At 54.1% G+C, this 15267-nt stretch carries 15 protein-coding genes, 1 tRNA gene and 2 pseudogenes; 6 read left to right on the top strand and 12 right to left on the bottom strand.

The window, feature by feature from the left end:
- Positions 1 to 12: 12 nt before the first annotated feature.
- Positions 13 to 1380 (top strand): methylenetetrahydrofolate--tRNA-(uracil(54)-C(5))-methyltransferase (FADH(2)-oxidizing) TrmFO, encoded by a 1368-nt coding sequence (gene trmFO / locus ACZ1GM_RS08560; protein WP_472676091.1) that lies wholly within the window; start codon positions 13 to 15, stop codon positions 1378 to 1380.
- A 3-nt stretch (positions 1381 to 1383) separates the two neighbouring features.
- Here the strand turns inward: trmFO and ACZ1GM_RS08555 are convergent, their stop codons facing one another.
- The 8 genes and pseudogenes from ACZ1GM_RS08555 to ACZ1GM_RS08520 all read right to left on the bottom strand — a co-directional run bounded on the left by ACZ1GM_RS08555 (position 1384) and on the right by ACZ1GM_RS08520 (position 8946).
- Positions 1384 to 1854, bottom strand: a complete 471-nt coding sequence (locus ACZ1GM_RS08555; RefSeq protein ID WP_472676090.1) for an EF-hand domain-containing protein — start codon at positions 1852 to 1854, stop codon at positions 1384 to 1386.
- 36 nt (positions 1855 to 1890) lie between these two features.
- On the bottom strand, positions 1891 to 2550 hold the full coding sequence (locus ACZ1GM_RS08550) for a hypothetical protein (RefSeq protein WP_472676089.1): 660 nt from the start codon (positions 2548 to 2550) through the stop codon (positions 1891 to 1893).
- Between the two features lie 100 nt (positions 2551 to 2650).
- Complete coding sequence (locus ACZ1GM_RS08545; RefSeq protein WP_472676087.1) at positions 2651 to 3331, bottom strand: TadE/TadG family type IV pilus assembly protein; 681 nt, start codon at positions 3329 to 3331, stop codon at positions 2651 to 2653.
- Positions 3328 to 3939, bottom strand: a complete 612-nt coding sequence (locus tag ACZ1GM_RS08540) for a TadE/TadG family type IV pilus assembly protein (RefSeq protein ID WP_472676086.1) — start codon at positions 3937 to 3939, stop codon at positions 3328 to 3330. Before ACZ1GM_RS08540 ends, ACZ1GM_RS08545 begins: the two co-directional genes overlap by 4 nt.
- Complete coding sequence (locus ACZ1GM_RS08535; protein WP_472676085.1) at positions 3936 to 5942, bottom strand: Tad domain-containing protein; 2007 nt, start codon at positions 5940 to 5942, stop codon at positions 3936 to 3938. The genes ACZ1GM_RS08540 and ACZ1GM_RS08535 overlap by 4 nt, the downstream gene beginning before the upstream one ends.
- A 95-nt stretch (positions 5943 to 6037) precedes the next feature.
- Positions 6038 to 7409, bottom strand: a pseudogene (locus ACZ1GM_RS08530) (pyruvate dehydrogenase complex E1 component subunit beta).
- Positions 7409 to 8485, bottom strand: a complete 1077-nt coding sequence (pdhA, locus tag ACZ1GM_RS08525; RefSeq protein ID WP_472676084.1) for a pyruvate dehydrogenase (acetyl-transferring) E1 component subunit alpha — start codon at positions 8483 to 8485, stop codon at positions 7409 to 7411. Before pdhA ends, ACZ1GM_RS08530 begins: the two are co-directional and overlap by 1 nt.
- A 146-nt stretch (positions 8486 to 8631) precedes the next feature.
- A complete protein-coding gene (locus ACZ1GM_RS08520; protein WP_472676083.1) occupies positions 8632 to 8946 on the bottom strand; it encodes an FtsB family cell division protein in 315 nt (104 codons plus the stop codon).
- 283 nt (positions 8947 to 9229) lie between these two features.
- On the opposite strand from ACZ1GM_RS08520, the pseudogene hppD reads away from it, so the two are divergent.
- The 4 genes and pseudogenes from hppD to ACZ1GM_RS08500 all read left to right on the top strand — a co-directional run bounded on the left by hppD (position 9230) and on the right by ACZ1GM_RS08500 (position 12877).
- Positions 9230 to 10337 (top strand): annotated as a pseudogene (gene hppD / locus ACZ1GM_RS08515) (4-hydroxyphenylpyruvate dioxygenase).
- Complete coding sequence (locus tag ACZ1GM_RS08510) at positions 10334 to 10894, top strand: VOC family protein (RefSeq protein ID WP_472676082.1); 561 nt, start codon at positions 10334 to 10336, stop codon at positions 10892 to 10894. The pseudogene hppD and the gene ACZ1GM_RS08510 overlap by 4 nt, the downstream one beginning before the upstream one ends.
- 108 nt (positions 10895 to 11002) lie before the next feature.
- Entirely contained in the window at positions 11003 to 11920 is a 918-nt protein-coding gene (locus ACZ1GM_RS08505; RefSeq protein WP_472676081.1) for a mechanosensitive ion channel family protein, read from the top strand.
- Between the two features lie 42 nt (positions 11921 to 11962).
- On the top strand, positions 11963 to 12877 hold the full coding sequence (locus ACZ1GM_RS08500; RefSeq protein WP_472676080.1) for a haloalkane dehalogenase: 915 nt from the start codon (positions 11963 to 11965) through the stop codon (positions 12875 to 12877).
- 1 nt (position 12878) lies between these two features.
- Here the strand turns inward: ACZ1GM_RS08500 and ACZ1GM_RS08495 are convergent.
- From ACZ1GM_RS08495 to grxC, 4 genes are all read right to left on the bottom strand, one after another.
- A tRNA-Arg gene (locus tag ACZ1GM_RS08495) sits at positions 12879 to 12955 on the bottom strand.
- 36 nt (positions 12956 to 12991) lie between these two features.
- Entirely contained in the window at positions 12992 to 13471 is a 480-nt protein-coding gene (locus ACZ1GM_RS08490; protein WP_472676079.1) for a DUF1178 family protein, read from the bottom strand.
- A gap of 9 nt (positions 13472 to 13480) precedes the next feature.
- On the bottom strand, positions 13481 to 14296 hold the full coding sequence (locus tag ACZ1GM_RS08485; protein ID WP_472676078.1) for a carbon-nitrogen hydrolase family protein: 816 nt from the start codon (positions 14294 to 14296) through the stop codon (positions 13481 to 13483).
- A 9-nt stretch (positions 14297 to 14305) separates the two neighbouring features.
- Positions 14306 to 14569: a glutaredoxin 3 gene (gene grxC, locus ACZ1GM_RS08480; protein WP_472676077.1), complete on the bottom strand. Its 264-nt coding sequence runs from the start codon at positions 14567 to 14569 to the stop codon at positions 14306 to 14308.
- A gap of 169 nt (positions 14570 to 14738) precedes the next feature.
- Between grxC and ACZ1GM_RS08475 the strand changes: the two genes are divergently transcribed.
- Complete coding sequence (locus ACZ1GM_RS08475; protein ID WP_472676076.1) at positions 14739 to 15209, top strand: Hsp20 family protein; 471 nt, start codon at positions 14739 to 14741, stop codon at positions 15207 to 15209.
- Positions 15210 to 15267: the final 58 nt, after the last annotated feature.

Genomic DNA, 15267 nt, shown 5'->3' with positions numbered 1-15267 from the left:
AAGTGGCCGCACATGGCATATGATGTACATATCATTGGTGGCGGGCTCGCTGGTTCAGAAGCAGCTTGGCAATTGGCACAGCGCGGCGCGCGTGTGCGCCTGTCGGAAATGCGTGGCTCCGGTGAAATGACTCCAGCGCATCAGACCGATGGGTTAGCTGAGCTCGTTTGCTCTAACTCTTTCCGTTCCGACGATGACACGAAAAATGCTGTCGGTTTGCTTCATCACGAGATGCGACGCTTGGATTCTATCGTGATGAGCGCCGGTGAAGTGGCCCGTGTGCCGGCAGGATCTGCCATGGCGGTTGATCGCGATGTTTTCTCTGCAGAGGTTGCTAAGCGAGTGGAATCTCACCCCAACGTCACCGTCTCGCGAGAGCGTATCGATGCGCTACCGCAGGCCGGACTGACTATTGTGGCGACCGGGCCCCTCACCGCACAATCGCTTGCAGAGAGCATTGTGAAGGCGACTGCTCAGGATCGTCTTGCCTTTTTCGATGCGATTGCGCCGATCATTCATCGCGACAGCATCGACATGGATATTTGTTGGATCCAGTCACGATGGAACAAGCGCACGGAAGCCTCCAACGAAGACGGCGACTACATCAACTGCCCGATGACAAAGGAGCAGTACCTCGCGTTTCATCAGGGGCTAATGGATGGTGAGAAAACTGAGTTTAAGGAATGGGAGCAGGATACGCCCTACTTCGATGGGTGCATGCCGATCGAAGTGATGGCGAGCCGAGGTGTCGACACCTTACGTTATGGCCCGATGAAGCCGGTAGGGCTCGATAATCCTAGGGACACCACTCCAGAATTTCCTCAAGGTCGCTGGCCTTATGCGGTGGTGCAACTACGCCAGGATAACAAGCTGGGTACGCTTTGGAACATGGTCGGTTTTCAGACCAAGCTGAAATACGGTGCACAGGTAGAGCTGTTCCGGACTATCCCGGGGTTGGAGAACGCCGAGTTTGCGCGGCTTGGTGGTTTGCATCGCAACACGTTTATCAACGCGCCGCTCGTGCTTGATCGGCAGCTGCGGCTTAAGGGAGCCGAGCATATCCGCTTTGCGGGTCAAATCACCGGATGCGAAGGGTATGTGGAAAGCGCCGCCATCGGACTGATGGCTGGCATGATGGCGTCCGCAGACCTCACTGGCAGAGAATGGAGCGCGCCGCCCACCACAAGTGCCTTTGGCGCGCTATTGTCTCACATCACCGGCGACGCGGAAGCAGACACCTATCAACCGATGAATGTAAATTTCGGCTTGTTTCCTCCGCTACACGAAGTCGGCAAGAAGCAACGTAAGGAAGCCTATACCAACCGCGCCAAAGAGGATTTCGGAAACTGGCTGGAAAATCAGAGCCTGGAACCGGCGTGAAGCTTAGCACTGACATGCTGGCTTCTTTCGCCGCTTGGGCCTTGTGGTTGCAAATTCACTCGGCGTTAGTTCTTGGTTGCCGTCCGCATCTGCACCTTCGAACCTATTGACAGTTGCCACCGCCCATTCCTCGAAGGTCAGCAAATTGTTGCCATCTGCATCCAGTTTCTTAAATGCGTCGGTGCGGCTGGAGAGCATTTCAGCTCGGCTGATTTTCCAGTTGCGGTTGCGATCGTAACGAAAGAATCTGCGCTGCTCACGAGAAAGCTCGCTTGCTTCAGGTGGTGCGGGCCCGACAAGATCCACCGCGTCTGAGCTGGGCAGCTGTGGTTCCCCGTCAAAGTCTGCCACTTCCACCGGCAGCGGTTCAGGAGGAGGAGCACCGCGCTCTACTTCTGCGCGGCCTTGCCACCAAAACAATCCCAAACCGGTGAGAGCCAATGCTCCGATGGCGCCTGCGGCTATCCGACTCATTTAGAACCCCTGCCCAATATCAGAGTGTAGGATAGGCTATCGCCCAAATATTCCAAGTCTGAGCGCGAATAACGGACTAAAGCGATCACCTACTAGGCTTCTACGCCCTTGTTTTATTGCACGCTCGGCAAGTCCATCAAGTATAGCAAGTGGGCGCATATTTCTTGAAAGGGTATGATTGTTCGAAGGGAGCTGTCCGGCAAGTTCGAGAGCGTGCTCGCTCAGCACATCAGTACTTGAGTTGAAAGCAAAGTCTACAAGTGCCCAGCGGCAGGCCGCCGTGGTTGCGCGGACCTCGGTTTCTCCATGTCCAGCAATCTTTGAGATTTCGATGAAAGGTGCCGCCCGGCATTGGGCAAAGGCGTGAAGCGTAGCTTTGCCGATCTGTTCAGCAACCAATAACGCTTCCCAACCGTCGATCATAGAAATGAGAGCAGTTTCGTGGCCCCGCCAATGAGCGCCAATGGCAGTCAGAACAACGTCCCCGGTTGGACGTTCTTCTGCAGCCAGCTGTAATTGATCGCGCCACCATGCGAGCCGCATTTGCCCAAGCATTGTCTCGTTAGTGGCTGCAACTATGCGGCCTAGTCTTACGTCCAGACCAAACAAGCAGGCCCACTGAGGTTGCATTGCTTTAGCCGCGTGGGCGAGCGCAATTGTCTGCGGCTCAGGCAATTCATCAGATAATTGAGTCATTTTGGCGCGACGTGCGACGGTCGTCGAATGGCCGTCTCAACCTTTCGGAAGACACACTAGCACAGGCCTTGCCAACCGGTGAAGCCCGGAGCCAGAGAAGTTAAGTGGGGTCGGGGTCCTCGCAACCGTTCGCTCGAGGGCCGTCCAAACCTTTTTCCTCAGTCGTCTGCAGCGTTCGGTCATCACGGACCAAGAAAGCGGCCTCTTCGATAAATTTGGAATCGGTGCCAAAGGGACTGGGAAAGATGTTTTCGTATTCGTAGTAGATTTCGACGAACATGACCGCAGAGCCTACTGGCGCAGTAATTTGCGTCGCGCCGCGCCCCATGCCGCTGATGGTTGTTCCATTCAGCCCGTTATTCTCGTCCTCGTCTCCATAGCGGCTCTCGAACTCTTTGGAGCCTACACATCGTTGCCAATGGATGAATTGCTCACCGGTAACCGTGTCCACCTCAAGGCTCGATAGGATAATGCGACCGTTTGTCTCGATATCGATCGAGCGTCCCTGCAGCAGCCCACCTCTAAGAACGGCCTCGACGTTTGCTTCCGTGATGGTAGGAATAACAGCCGAGTTATCAGTCTGCCCCAGGCGGGAGGCGTTATCACCCACTGACAGCGCAACCTGGCTGACCTGCATTTTCGTTGTTGCGATGTTCGATACTTCGAAACCGAACATTCCTAGAGTCAAAAACACGGGTGCGACAACGGCGAATTCCGTGAGAGAAACCCCCTCTTCGTCGCGAAGTAAGCGGTTTAGCAAAGCAGTGACAGATACAATCATGAACAACTCTCCACATCCGCTCCATAGCCAATCTGATCGGCAAAAGGCTGATTCTTTTTGACAGCTACCGAGCGCAGCGTGCGTCGTGCATTTGGTGCGTCATAAAATGGAACTGGAAATAGCGGATCATATGCAAGCTCGACGGTATAGATCACAACGTCGCTTGCCTGTCCGTTCCCGTCTGCGCCGATATCTTCGTCCCACTGACCATTGCCATTTTCATCGACATATGTTTCGCCGTCGCTGCAAAGCCCATCATCGTCGTCATCATTGACAATTCGTTCCGGGCGTTCGACGTCGGCAAAATCGAAATAGCTAACACGAGTGGTCGTCACGGTTCCGTTAGGCGCAACGCGTTTGACAAGCTTCTCAATTCGCTCGTCAGCCTCGTCAGCATCCCCCGTTTCAAGCGTTGACGTACGCGCCGCCTCTTGCACAGCGCCATTCAGTACTGCCTGCGCATAAGCGGTCTGGCCAATATCAAACATGCCAATCAGCATGGTGATAAAGACCACTGAAACCAGACCGAACTCCATAATGGTCGCGCCATTTTCATCGCGCAGAAGGTCAGTTGCTCGCTTTCGGTTCAATGCAGGCGTCTTGATCATTGGGTTACCCTCAATTCTCCGACATCGCGGGCGATTTCCTGAAATGCCGTATTCAGCCCGTCCGCCGTGGTGGCGTCGAACGCGCTGTCGGTCGATGCACATGCTTCCAGTTCGGGGGTCAAAAGCGTGTTGAAAGCTACAACCCACACGCGAATGCCTTTTGATCGCGCGATTGCGCATGCAGCCGTGAACCGCTGTAGATGCCGGGCATGGTTCGCGGCTGAGCCACCAGCCATACCAGTCACTCGTCGGTCATGGTCTTCAATACCCCACGAAGAATAGATCGAGTTGCCGACATCTAGTTCGCCATCGGTCATGAATATGATGTGGCGTGCGACCGAGCTCTCATTGGCGGGCTCGTCATTCACGTTATCCGCGAACAGTCCATCAGGTGATGCGAGACGTGCACCCCAGATCATGCCGATCGAGTGATATGTGCCGCCATCAGTGGTAAGCGAATCTGCATAAGCATCGAATGTGGACTGATCCATTTCAGCAAGCAGTCGGCTTCTAACCGGGCAAGCGATCTGTGACTTTCGACCGTCGTTGGTTTCTCGTTCTGACGCCAACTGGTAAACATATCTTTTTTTGAAATCGTCATAGACCACCCCGCCATACCGAAAATATGCCATTTCCGGGATCATTGGCTTCCATCTCGTGGCGTCACTTATGGGTGCGGAATCGATGTCGAGATCGTTCACGCCCGTTGGCGATACCCCAAATCCAGGTGTGAAGGTAATGCTATCAGACGCAACAGTGTCACGTTCTTCTATGCATCCATTCCAGGTGTAGGTTATATTTGAACCGTTGGGGCCAGTTCCTTCTGCAACGTCACCATTCGGGAAGGTGATTCCGGCGCCGGTCTTGAAGCCAGAAACGTCGATATCCTCACGCTGCATGTATCTCCAGCCATCCCAAACGGATGTTGTAGTCGTGATCACAGTGGCTTCTTCGGTGGACGTGTCGGTGGTGATCACATACCTAAATTGCGTTCTGCGGACCTGATACCACGTGCCGGAGACACGGCCACAGGCATAATCCCTTCGCCGCTGCTCCTGAGAAGTCTGTGCTGTTGTAATGCGGTTTTGGTCGAGGTCGATGGTTGTATTCGTCGAAGTGGTCGGCGAGCCATAATTGCTCCAACTCTCGTCTGCTGGCAACGTTGAGAGGCAAGAGGTGGAGTTCGAATAGCCGGTAAAACTGTGATACCACCAACCACCACTGCTTACGCCAGTGGTTTCAGTATTGGTATCAAGGACTGGGTCCTCGTAAGTGGTCGCACTATTCGTAATCACCTTGTATCTGGGAACGCGAGACTGCAGATCCATTGTGTCGGCCAGCCAAGCAGGTTGCAACAAGCCGCCAGTGCTGGTTGAACCAAGGTTTACCGTGTTAGCATAGGGCACAAAGCCGTACCGTATGCGCGCGTTTGAACCAATTGTTGCTGCTGCTAGAGTGGTCCGGAAATTCTTCATCGCGTCCTGCAATGCTTCCATCCGGGTGCGATCTTCTGGATCCCCAGGCAAATCGAAGGCCATTGATCCGGTGGTGTCCAAGACCATGATAACGTCACTATTGCCAACTGACATGGTGGCCGTGCATGTTACCGAAAGTGGAATTTCCTCAAACCCGAACAAATTCATGATAGTGGTGTTGAGGGTGGTTGACGCTTCCCCATTGATGGTGTCGCCATTATTCGGCGTGGTTGGTGTAAATGTTGTGTCCCTAGTTCCTGATTCAGCCTGAAAGTTGACGTTGAAATAGTTGTTTGCGGCTGCTTCTGCGCCAGACGTGAAGCCACTATCCGTTACTTCACGCCGTCCAGCCAAAACGCCGGAATCGCAAGCATTCTGAAGGCGGTTCTGCACCATGTAAGCGCGTGAGATATCCACGCCGCCGCCGACAAGCCCAGCAAGCACAAACACAGCCGCCGCGGTCAGCGGGAATACGTTTGCCTCTCGAGAGTCGCGTAGCTTCGTTAAGAAGCAGCTTGAGTTGGCCATTGGGTCATATCCTGCATAAACTTGTCGAATTATGCAGGGCTATATGCCCCCAGGATTTAAGGTCTCGCTAAGTGAGAAGGTTAAGAGAAGGTTACTTACTTATGGTAGGTAACCATTTTTGCGGCCTCAACAATTCGCTCAGCATCGATCAAAGCCAGCTTCTCGAGGTTCGCTGCATACGGCAAAGGCACATCCTCGTTGCAGACGCGCAGGACAGGAGCGTCAAGAGAATCAAAACCTTGTTCCATGCACACCGCAATTACTTCTGATGCGATTGAGCAGGTTGGCCAACCTTCCTCCGCGATAATCAGCCGGTTTGTCTTCTTAAGAGACGTTAACACTGTTTCGGTGTCGAGGGGGCGCAACGTGCGAAGGTCAATGACCTCTGCCTTAATGCCTTCTCCAGCCAAAGTCTCTGCAGCTTCAAGTGCGAGATCCGACGCCGATCGAATAGGAAACGATGGTTACATCTGACCCTTCGCGCATGATCCGCGCCTTGCCAATCGGTAGCACGTGATCGTCAAGCTCAGGCAATTCGAAGCTGCGACCGTAAACAAGTTCATTCTCAAGAAAGACGACCGGGTCTTCGCAGCGAATGGCTGCTTTCATCAGGCCCTTCGCATCTGAACTGTCATATGGAGCGATCACAATCAGGCCGGGCACGCTTGCATACCACGGCCCATAGTTCTGACTGTGCTGCGCGCCAACGCGGCTCGCCGCGCCATTAGGCCCGCGGAAAACCACCGGACAGCGCATCTGCCCGCCGGACATGTAATTGGTCTTTGCCGCAGAATTGATGATGTGATCAATCGCTTGCATGGCGAAATTGAATGTCATGAACTCAACGATTGGACGCAAACCGCCCATCGCCGCACCTGTACCAATCCCGGCAAACCCATACTCGGTAATCGGTGTATCGATGACGCGTTTAGGCCCAAACTCATCGAGCAACCCCTGCGTTACCTTATAGGCGCCTTGATATTCGGCAACTTCTTCACCCATGACGAAGACACGCTCATCACGTCGCATCTCCTCTGCCATCGCGTCGCGCAACGCTTCGCGAACAGTTACAGTCGCCATGTTCGTCCCGTCGGGGATTGCCGGGTCTGATTTTGGCGATGTGGTCGGCTTCTCAGGCGTGATTGATGGAGCCGCAACATCCCTTTCAGGGGACGGCGTCGCTTCTGTTTCGGCTTCGCCAACCTCAGCCTCAGCGGTTTCTTCGCCCTCGCCTGCCAGCGTGGCAATTACAGTGCCCACTGCGACGTTGTCAGTGCCCTCGCTCACAAGGATCTTTGACAAGGTACCCTCGTCGATGGCCTCGAACTCCATCGTGGCTTTGTCCGTTTCGATCTCGGCTATGATATCGCCGGGCTCAATCGTGTCGCCTTCTTGTTTGAGCCATTTGGCGAGTGTTCCCTCCTCCATGGTTGGGGAAAGTGCTGGCATTTTCAGTTCAATCGCCATCAGTAATTCTCCACCAGAACATCGGTGTAGAGTTCGGAAGGCTCCGGCTCCGGAGAGTTTTCGGCAAAGTCAGCCGCTTCATTCACAACCTTGCGAATGTCCTTGTCGATGGCTTTCAGATCATCCTCTGAATGGCCCGCATCAAGCAACGCCTTTTTCAGACCCTCAATAGGATCCTTGTGATCGCGCATGTCTTTCACTTCTTCACGTGTCCGATATTTGGCAGGGTCGGACATTGAATGCCCGCGGTAGCGATAGGTATTGCACTCCATCAAAACCGGGCCGTTACCATCGCGTACGTGTTTGAAAGCGATCTCGGCTGCTTGACGCACGGCGAGCACATCCATTCCGTCGACATCCATTCCCGGGATGCGGAAGGCAGTGCCGCGCCGATAAAACTCAGTCTCCGCGCTGGAGCGCGTGACAGCTGTACCCATCGCATACTGATTGTTCTCGACCACGAACACGATTGGCAGATCCCAAAGAGCCGCCATGTTGAAGGTTTCGTAAACCTGTCCCTGATTGGCCGCACCATCACCGAAATATGCAAGGCACAGACCGCCATCTTCGTTGTATTTATGAGAAAGCGCGAGCCCGCCACCAAGGGAGACTTGAGCGCCAACAATGCCGTGGCCGCCATAAAACTTATGCTCGGTGCTGAACATATGCATCGAGCCGCCCTTGCCTTTTGAGATACCCGCTTGGCGTCCCGTCAGTTCGGCCATTATCACTTTTGGATCGATGCCATAGGCAAGCATGTGTCCGTGGTCTCGATACCCGGTGATGACACTGTCTGTGTCGTTGTCGAGAGCGGATTGGAGGCCAATCGCAACCGCTTCCTGGCCAATATACAGGTGACAAAAGCCGCCGATCAGGCCGAGCCCATAAAGCTGGCCTGCCTTTTCTTCAAAACGCCTGATGAGAAGCATCTGACGATAAAACTCGAGCATTTGCTCACCGCTCGCTTCGAAGCGCGGCGATGCTTCATGCTGATCTTGTAAGTTGTGAAGAGCAAACTCAGTGTCAGATGAGGTCTTGCTCGCCGAGTTCTCTTTAGTCCGAGACTTCTTGGCCAAAGTGATGGTCCTTTGTTGCTGCCGGAGAGGGAATCTGTGGGCGATATAGATGCAAGGTGTCGTAGCGGCAATGCTAGCTTAGCTTGGCCGGGAAAAAGGGCAGCGTTGCACAAGGGCCGAAGCTGCTGCTGAGTAATCTCAGCAGCTTATTCTTCCAAGGTGACGACGATCTCATCGGGGTGAAGTACGTTAAGCTGGCTTCTCAAAAGCTCGCCCACGAGATCAGGATCAGCGTGATTGGGGTCAAGCAGCTCGACCTTGTTCTTGAGCGCATCGCGCTCTTCTGTGAGTAGCGCCAATTGCTCCTGCCGTTGGTCCAGCAACCGCAAATTCTCGCTCCACGAAAGAAGGCCAGACGGCCCCGCCACTGCCAAGCCGCCCATCACGAGCAGGAAGGACAGAGCCAGCCCATTTGCAACGGGAAATTTGCCACGTAGGCGGTTGCGGTTGGACAACTTCATACACTCACAGAATCATGGTTAAGCTACTATAGCAAGCACTTTATGTCTTTCGCGACTTGTATCGACAAAATCAGTCGCAGAAAAACCACCAAGTAGCTCGACTGTTTCCTGCATACCGTGGCACATCAACGCGACGTGATTGGTCCAAAATGTTTGATCATCGGTTTGTCCTGAAGACATCTTGGTCGCTATTTATGCGTTTGCAAAGAGCGGTGGGACGCTTGACGGATTGGGCGCTCCAAACTAGATAGTTTCTATTGTAACCAAATGACTGGAGTGCTTGATGCCCGATCTGTTTGAGAACCCCGCTGGCCTGGACGGATTTGAGTTTGTTGAATTTTGCGCTCCCGAAAAAGGTCAGCTTGAGCCAGTTTTTGAGGCGATGGGCTTCTCGCATGTAGCCACGCACCGCTCCAAGGACGTGCATCTTTGGCGGCAGGGCGGCATCAATCTGATTGCCAATTACGAGCCGCGTTCGTACCGCGTGGTATTTTGCGCGCGAGCATGGGCCAAGCGCATGCGGTATGGCATTTAGGGTTCGCGATGCAGTGAAAGCTTACGATCATCTGATCGCTCAAGGGGCAGAGCCGGTTGCAAATGACCCAGGTCCGATGGAGCTGCGCATCCCGGCAATCCGCGGAATTGGTGGCGCGATCCTCTATCTGGTGGATCGATACGCGAGTGAAGACGGCGAAGGCCTTTCAATCTATGACATTGACTTTGAGTACCTCCCCGGAGTCGAGCGACACCCGGAAGGCGCTGGCTTTAAGCTCATCGATCACCTGACGCACAACGTTTACACCGGACGGATGAAGTATTGGGCGGATTATTACGAAACGCTCTTCAATTTTCAGGAAATCCGCTTCTTCGACATCAAGGGTGAGTATACGGGCCTAACGTCAAAGGCGCTGACCGCACCCGATGGTAAGATCAAGATTCCACTCAATGAGGAAGGTGAAGGCGGTAAAGGCCAGATCGAAGAGTTCCTACGCGAGTTCAATGGCGAAGGAATTCAACATATCGCGCTGATCTGTGACGATCTGCTGGCATGTTGGGACCGCCTGAAAGACCTTGGTGTGCCGTTCATGACTGCGCCGCCCCAGACATACTACGAGATGCTTGATGAGCGTCTGCCAGGCCATGGTGAGGATGCCGAAGCACTGCAGATGCGCGGCATATTGCTGGACGGAACGACCGAGGGCGGTCAGCCGCGCTTGCTCCTCCAAATTTTTGCCGAAGCTCAGGTCGGTCCTGTCTTCTTCGAATTCATTCAGCGCAAAGGCGATGACGGATTTGGTGAGGGCAACTTCAAGGCCTTGTTTGAAAGTATTGAGCGTGATCAGATCGCCCGCGGTGTGCTCGACACAAAGGAAGCGGAGCCAGCAGAATGAGCCATCCGATCAAACTCGGTGGCGTTCACCACGCCGCGTATCGCTGCAAAGACGCCAAAGAGACGGTTGAGTGGTATGGCCGCGTTCTTGGCATGGATTACACCACAGCCTTTGCTGAAGATCACGTTCCCTCCACCGGCGCCTATGACCCGTATATGCACGTCTTTTTGGATGCGGGTAACGGCAACATTCTTGCCTTCTTTGAGCTGCCCAATCAGCCCGATATGGGACGTGATGAAAACACTCCGCAATGGGTGCAACACCTCGCCTTTCGTGTGGCGAGCGAGGAAGATCTGCTTGCAGCCAAAGATCATATCGAGGCTCAAGGCATCGACGTGCTCGGCCCAACACACCACGGCATCTTCAAGTCGATCTATTTCTTCGACCCCAATGGTCATCGTGTTGAACTCGCCGCAGACATTGGCACGCAAGAGCAGTATGATGAGCTGAAACGGGTTGCCCCCATGATGCTTGAAGAGTGGAGCGAGACCAAAAAGGCTCCTCGCCACGCCGACTGGCTGCACGAAGTCGCTCGCGCTGAAGCAGCGAAGCGATAGCGCACAAATAATCGCGCAAACAGCACGCGCGGGCGGATTAAGCCGCGATCGCTATGTCTCGGAACTTATTGACGGTTTAGCTCGTTGTGTGGCTAAACCGAGGGACTTATGACAGCATCACAGACGTCAGCGACCGACAACGCGGTCACTTCAACAAGCGACGCGATCAGCACACTTAGTGATCAACTTTTGAGCATGTCAGAGGCGCTAGTGCGCGCCATTCCAAGCATTGCGATTGCGTTGATTATTCTCGGTATTACGTGGATCGTGGCGCGCTTTGCGATGCGCATTGCCGACAAGTTGGTGGGCAGGACTGATATTCGGCCAAGCCTCAAGGCGCTGATTGATACATTGGTCAAGCTAGCGATTTGGCTCATCGGCCTGATGAGTGCTGCGATAGCGGTCATGCCGGGCCTCACACCTGCCAGCTTGTTTGCTGGCCTTGGGATCGGCGCGGTCGCCATCGGTTTTGCCTTTCAGGACATCTTCGAGAATTTCATGGCGGGTGTGCTCATCATGCTGCGTGAGAAGATGCGCATTGGCGATATCATTGAGTGTGAGGGAATTACCGGCAAGGTTGAGCATATCACCTTGCGCGAAACCCATGTGCGTAAACTTTCCGGTGAACTGACCATCGTGCCCAACTCGATGATCTTCAAAAATGCTGTCGGGATTTTTACAGATGAATCGAAAAGACGTCATGAAGTCGTGATCGGAGTCAGCTACGATACGAACCTTGACCACGCCGCCGACGTAATCCGTCGGTCAGTTGAGAGTGTCGATGTTGTTGAGGACGACAAAAAAGTCGACATCTTCGCGTCAGAGTTCAATTCCAGTTCTGTCGACTTTACCGTCCGCTGGTGGGCCGGATCAACACCGCGTGCAGGCCATGAAAGCCGAGACAAAGTGATGCGTGCGATCAAAGCTGGTCTGGATGATGCAGGGATTGAAATTCCATTCCCCTACATCACGCACACTTTCAAAGAGAAAGTGCCGATGGGATCGAAACCGGGCGAGACAAAGTAGCGGTCTTGTCTTAGGCTGGTCACTTAAGAGGAGAGATCAGCCATGCAAATCCTAAGCACACCTGCAGAGCGCTTCACCAATATCCCCGATTACCCCTTTGCAGAAAATTGGGTCGATATTGATCTGGGCGAAGGGCATAAGGGACGGATGCATTACATTGATGAGGGCGAGATAAACGCCCCTCCGGTGTTTCTTTTTCATGGTGAGCCGAGCTGGTCATTCCTGTATCGCAAGATGATCCCCATTCTTGTCGATGCCGGTTTTCGCGTGCTTGCACCTGATCTTATTGGCTTTGGCAAAAGCGATAAGCCCGATGACCAAGACTTCTATACCTATGCGCGTCATACGAGCTGGCTCAAACAATGGCGAAGCGCCGTCGAGCCCCGCCCTGCCGCCCTGTTCTGTCAGGACTGGGGAGGACTGCTCGGCCTCAGGATGGTTGGTGATGATCCCGAGCTGTTTAGCTGCGTGGTTGCGAGCAACACTTTCCTGCCCACGGGTGGCACGCCATCTCCTGCATTTCTGGCATGGCGCGAATTCGCGAAGAGTTCGCCAGATTTCGATATTGGCAGCATCCTTGATCGTGCAACACAAACTGACCGGAGTGAGGCAGAGATTGCCGCGTACAACGCCCCCTACCCCAGCGAAGACTACAAGGCTGGCGCGCGTGCGTTTCCACAATTGGTTCCGATTGAAGACGGTATGGCCGGGATTGAGGAGAACCTTGCCGCGTGGAAAGGTCTGGCGTCATTTGGCAAGCCATTTCTCACACTATTTGGAGAAGATGATCCAGTAACTGGCGGACTGGCACAACCGTTGATCGACAGAATTCCGGGCGCGAAAGGTCAGCCTCACGCTATGCTCACCAAGTGCGGGCATTTCTGTCAGGAAGATCGCCCTCAAGAGCTCGCTCAGGGCGTCATTGATACTGCGAAAGCTGCCGGACATTTAGGGTAGTTGGTGCGCCCGACAGGATTCGAACCTGTGGCCCCCAGATTAGGAATCTGGTGCTCTATCCGACTGAGCTACGGGCGCCCGACGTCGCTCTAGCAGCCGATGCGCAAGAGGCAATCAGTTCAATTCGTCTGGTGGAGAGACCGGGACGATCAGAGGGGCGATTGAGACACCCTCCTCCATCAGATCTTCGGCCTCTTCGCGAGTGGCCTGACCATGGATTGGGGCGGAATCTTTCTCACCATAATGCATCGAGCGAGCCTCATCGGCGAATTTGTCGCCGACCCACTCACTTTTTGCGAGGGCCTTTGACTGCGCTTTGGCCAAGGCGGCGAAGGCCTCGGCAACCTCTTTCGGCATTGGCGTGTTCGCGACCGGGTGTGTCTCGTCAGCGAGTCCTACAGGCGCAACTTGGTCGCCGCGCGAATTGCCTTTTGCAGGAACGGCAGGTGCCATGGGCGCTTTGCTGACGGTTTCGCTACCACACATCGGGCATGTCACAAGGCCACGATCGCACTGCCCGGTAAAGTCAGAGGATGAGCTGAACCAGCCTTCGAAGACATGGCCGTGCTCGCAAGAGAGATCAAAAACAATCATTTCGCGGGCCTATGTGGCGATTTCTCGCCGGTTGGCAAGGCTTGGGACTTGCCTGCGAACCTCTTCGATACGGTTAAGGTCAATCTCACAAAAGCCCAGTCCGGCCTCGTCGCCGCCCATATCGAGCAGTACTTCGCCCCATGGATCGACGACTAAAGAGTGACCATACGTCTCGCGACCATCCTCGTGCTTGCCCACCTGTGCTGGGGCAATAACGAACGCGCTGGCCTCAATGGCTCTTGCCCGAAGCATCACGTGCCAGTGCGCCTTTCCGGTTGGCACAGTGAAGGCGGCAGGTACCGTGATAGCATCGCATTGTTTGTCGCCCAATGCAGCGAAAAGGGCCGGAAAGCGTACATCATAGCATGTGGTCAGCCCCAGGCGGTAGATTGGAGTGTCCTCAACACTAACGACCTCATTGCCCGGCGCATAGGCTGCGCTCTCGCGCCATGTTTCACCGCTCGCGAGTTCCACATCGAACATATGGATCTTGTCGTAATGAGTTGGTTCCTGCCCATGGCCAGCGAAAAGCCATTGCCTATTCGCCATCATGCCATCAGCGAGTTTTACCGGAGCTCCAACCGTCAGCCAGAGGTCGTGCGATTGTGCAGCCTCTTGAAGTCGGGTCGGATAGGGGGACGCGTCTTGCGATAGAATGTGCGGTTCCGACCTCTTGCGATCCCGGTCAACCAGCAGACTCATTTCAGGCGTGAAGAGCATATCCGCGCCACCTGGAGCGGCCTCACCTATTGCTCTTTCGATAGCGCCGAAATTCTGCTCAGGATCAATGCCCGAGGTCATTTGCAAGACAGCAATCTTGACCATCAGGCTGGACTATCCGTCGAGAAGCGCGTCGAGTTTCCCATTGCGCTCTAAGGCTGCAAGATCGTCTGATCCGCCAACATGCGTATCACCGATGAATATCTGCGGCACAGTCCGTGCGTTTGGTGCGCGTTGCAGCATCTCTTCCTTTTTTGGGCCGCCCATCGATATGTCATGCTCGATATATGCGACGCCTTTTTGATCCAGCAGATGTTTCGCTCGCATACAGAAACCGCAAGTGAATTTGGTATAGAGAGTTACTTCGGGCGTGCTCATTTCGTGATCCTGTTTCCGGTGATCGTGGGTCTTGAAATTGGGGTAAATTGACCCATCTCATATGTGTCAGATGTGGCCAAGATGGCGTATCTGATACAAATATCAAGCGAGGTGCCAATGTCTGGGCTTCGCATATGTTCAAATTGCTCAAGCAAGAGGATTTGCTGTTATGAATCGTATTGACCTTACCCCCTATCGCCGTTCAACCGTTGGCTTTGATCGCCTTTTCGACCTTCTCGAAAATCAGGCTCGCCACAATTCCGGCGACAACTACCCTCCATTCAACATCGAGCGTCGCGACGAAGACACCTATCGCATTACCCTCGCGGTGGCTGGATTTCGCCCAGGCGATCTAGACATCACGGCTCAGCAAAATCTGCTGACTGTGTCCGGTAAGAAGGCTGTTGAAGAGCCCTCGGGTGAATTGTTGCATGTCGGTATCGCCAATCGCGGATTTGAACGTCGTTTCGAGCTCGCCGATTATGTTCGTGTAGAACACGCCGATCTCGCCGACGGCTTGCTGCATATCGATCTGGTGCGCGAAGTGCCCGAGGCGATGAAGCCAAAAAAGATCGCCATCGGCGGCAACACCTTGGAAGTTGTTAAGTCTGACGAGGATGAAAGCTCGAACGCAGCTTAAGTCGTTCGATTTACTAACTGCCTCACAAACGAAAAGGGGGCTAGCACCACAAGAGTGT

Source organism: Qipengyuania sp. JB2-7 (genome assembly GCF_055693485.1).
Note: the sequence above shows the minus strand (reverse complement) of the source record. Positions and strands in the feature narration are given on the sequence as shown.

What these genes read in the sequence shown, in the direction of transcription:
- ACZ1GM_RS08545 (WP_472676087.1), bottom strand. Translation starts at nt 3,331, where the DNA reads ATGATTGTATCTGTCACTGCTTTGCTAAACCGCTTACTTCGCGACGAA.
- ACZ1GM_RS08510 (WP_472676082.1), top strand. Translation starts at nt 10,334, where the DNA reads ATGAGCCATCCGATCAAACTCGGTGGCGTTCACCACGCCGCGTATCGC.
- ACZ1GM_RS08555 (WP_472676090.1), bottom strand. Translation starts at nt 1,854, where the DNA reads ATGAGTCGGATAGCCGCAGGCGCCATCGGAGCATTGGCTCTCACCGGT.
- ACZ1GM_RS08485 (WP_472676078.1), bottom strand. Translation starts at nt 14,296, where the DNA reads ATGGTCAAGATTGCTGTCTTGCAAATGACCTCGGGCATTGATCCTGAG.
- ACZ1GM_RS08550 (WP_472676089.1), bottom strand. Translation starts at nt 2,550, where the DNA reads ATGACTCAATTATCTGATGAATTGCCTGAGCCGCAGACAATTGCGCTC.
- ACZ1GM_RS08535 (WP_472676085.1), bottom strand. Translation starts at nt 5,942, where the DNA reads ATGGCCAACTCAAGCTGCTTCTTAACGAAGCTACGCGACTCTCGAGAG.
- ACZ1GM_RS08505 (WP_472676081.1), top strand. Translation starts at nt 11,003, where the DNA reads ATGACAGCATCACAGACGTCAGCGACCGACAACGCGGTCACTTCAACA.
- ACZ1GM_RS08520 (WP_472676083.1), bottom strand. Translation starts at nt 8,946, where the DNA reads ATGAAGTTGTCCAACCGCAACCGCCTACGTGGCAAATTTCCCGTTGCA.
- ACZ1GM_RS08540 (WP_472676086.1), bottom strand. Translation starts at nt 3,939, where the DNA reads ATGATCAAGACGCCTGCATTGAACCGAAAGCGAGCAACTGACCTTCTG.
- trmFO (WP_472676091.1), top strand. Translation starts at nt 13, where the DNA reads ATGGCATATGATGTACATATCATTGGTGGCGGGCTCGCTGGTTCAGAA.
- grxC (WP_472676077.1), bottom strand. Translation starts at nt 14,569, where the DNA reads ATGAGCACGCCCGAAGTAACTCTCTATACCAAATTCACTTGCGGTTTC.
- ACZ1GM_RS08475 (WP_472676076.1), top strand. Translation starts at nt 14,739, where the DNA reads ATGAATCGTATTGACCTTACCCCCTATCGCCGTTCAACCGTTGGCTTT.
- ACZ1GM_RS08500 (WP_472676080.1), top strand. Translation starts at nt 11,963, where the DNA reads ATGCAAATCCTAAGCACACCTGCAGAGCGCTTCACCAATATCCCCGAT.
- ACZ1GM_RS08490 (WP_472676079.1), bottom strand. Translation starts at nt 13,471, where the DNA reads ATGATTGTTTTTGATCTCTCTTGCGAGCACGGCCATGTCTTCGAAGGC.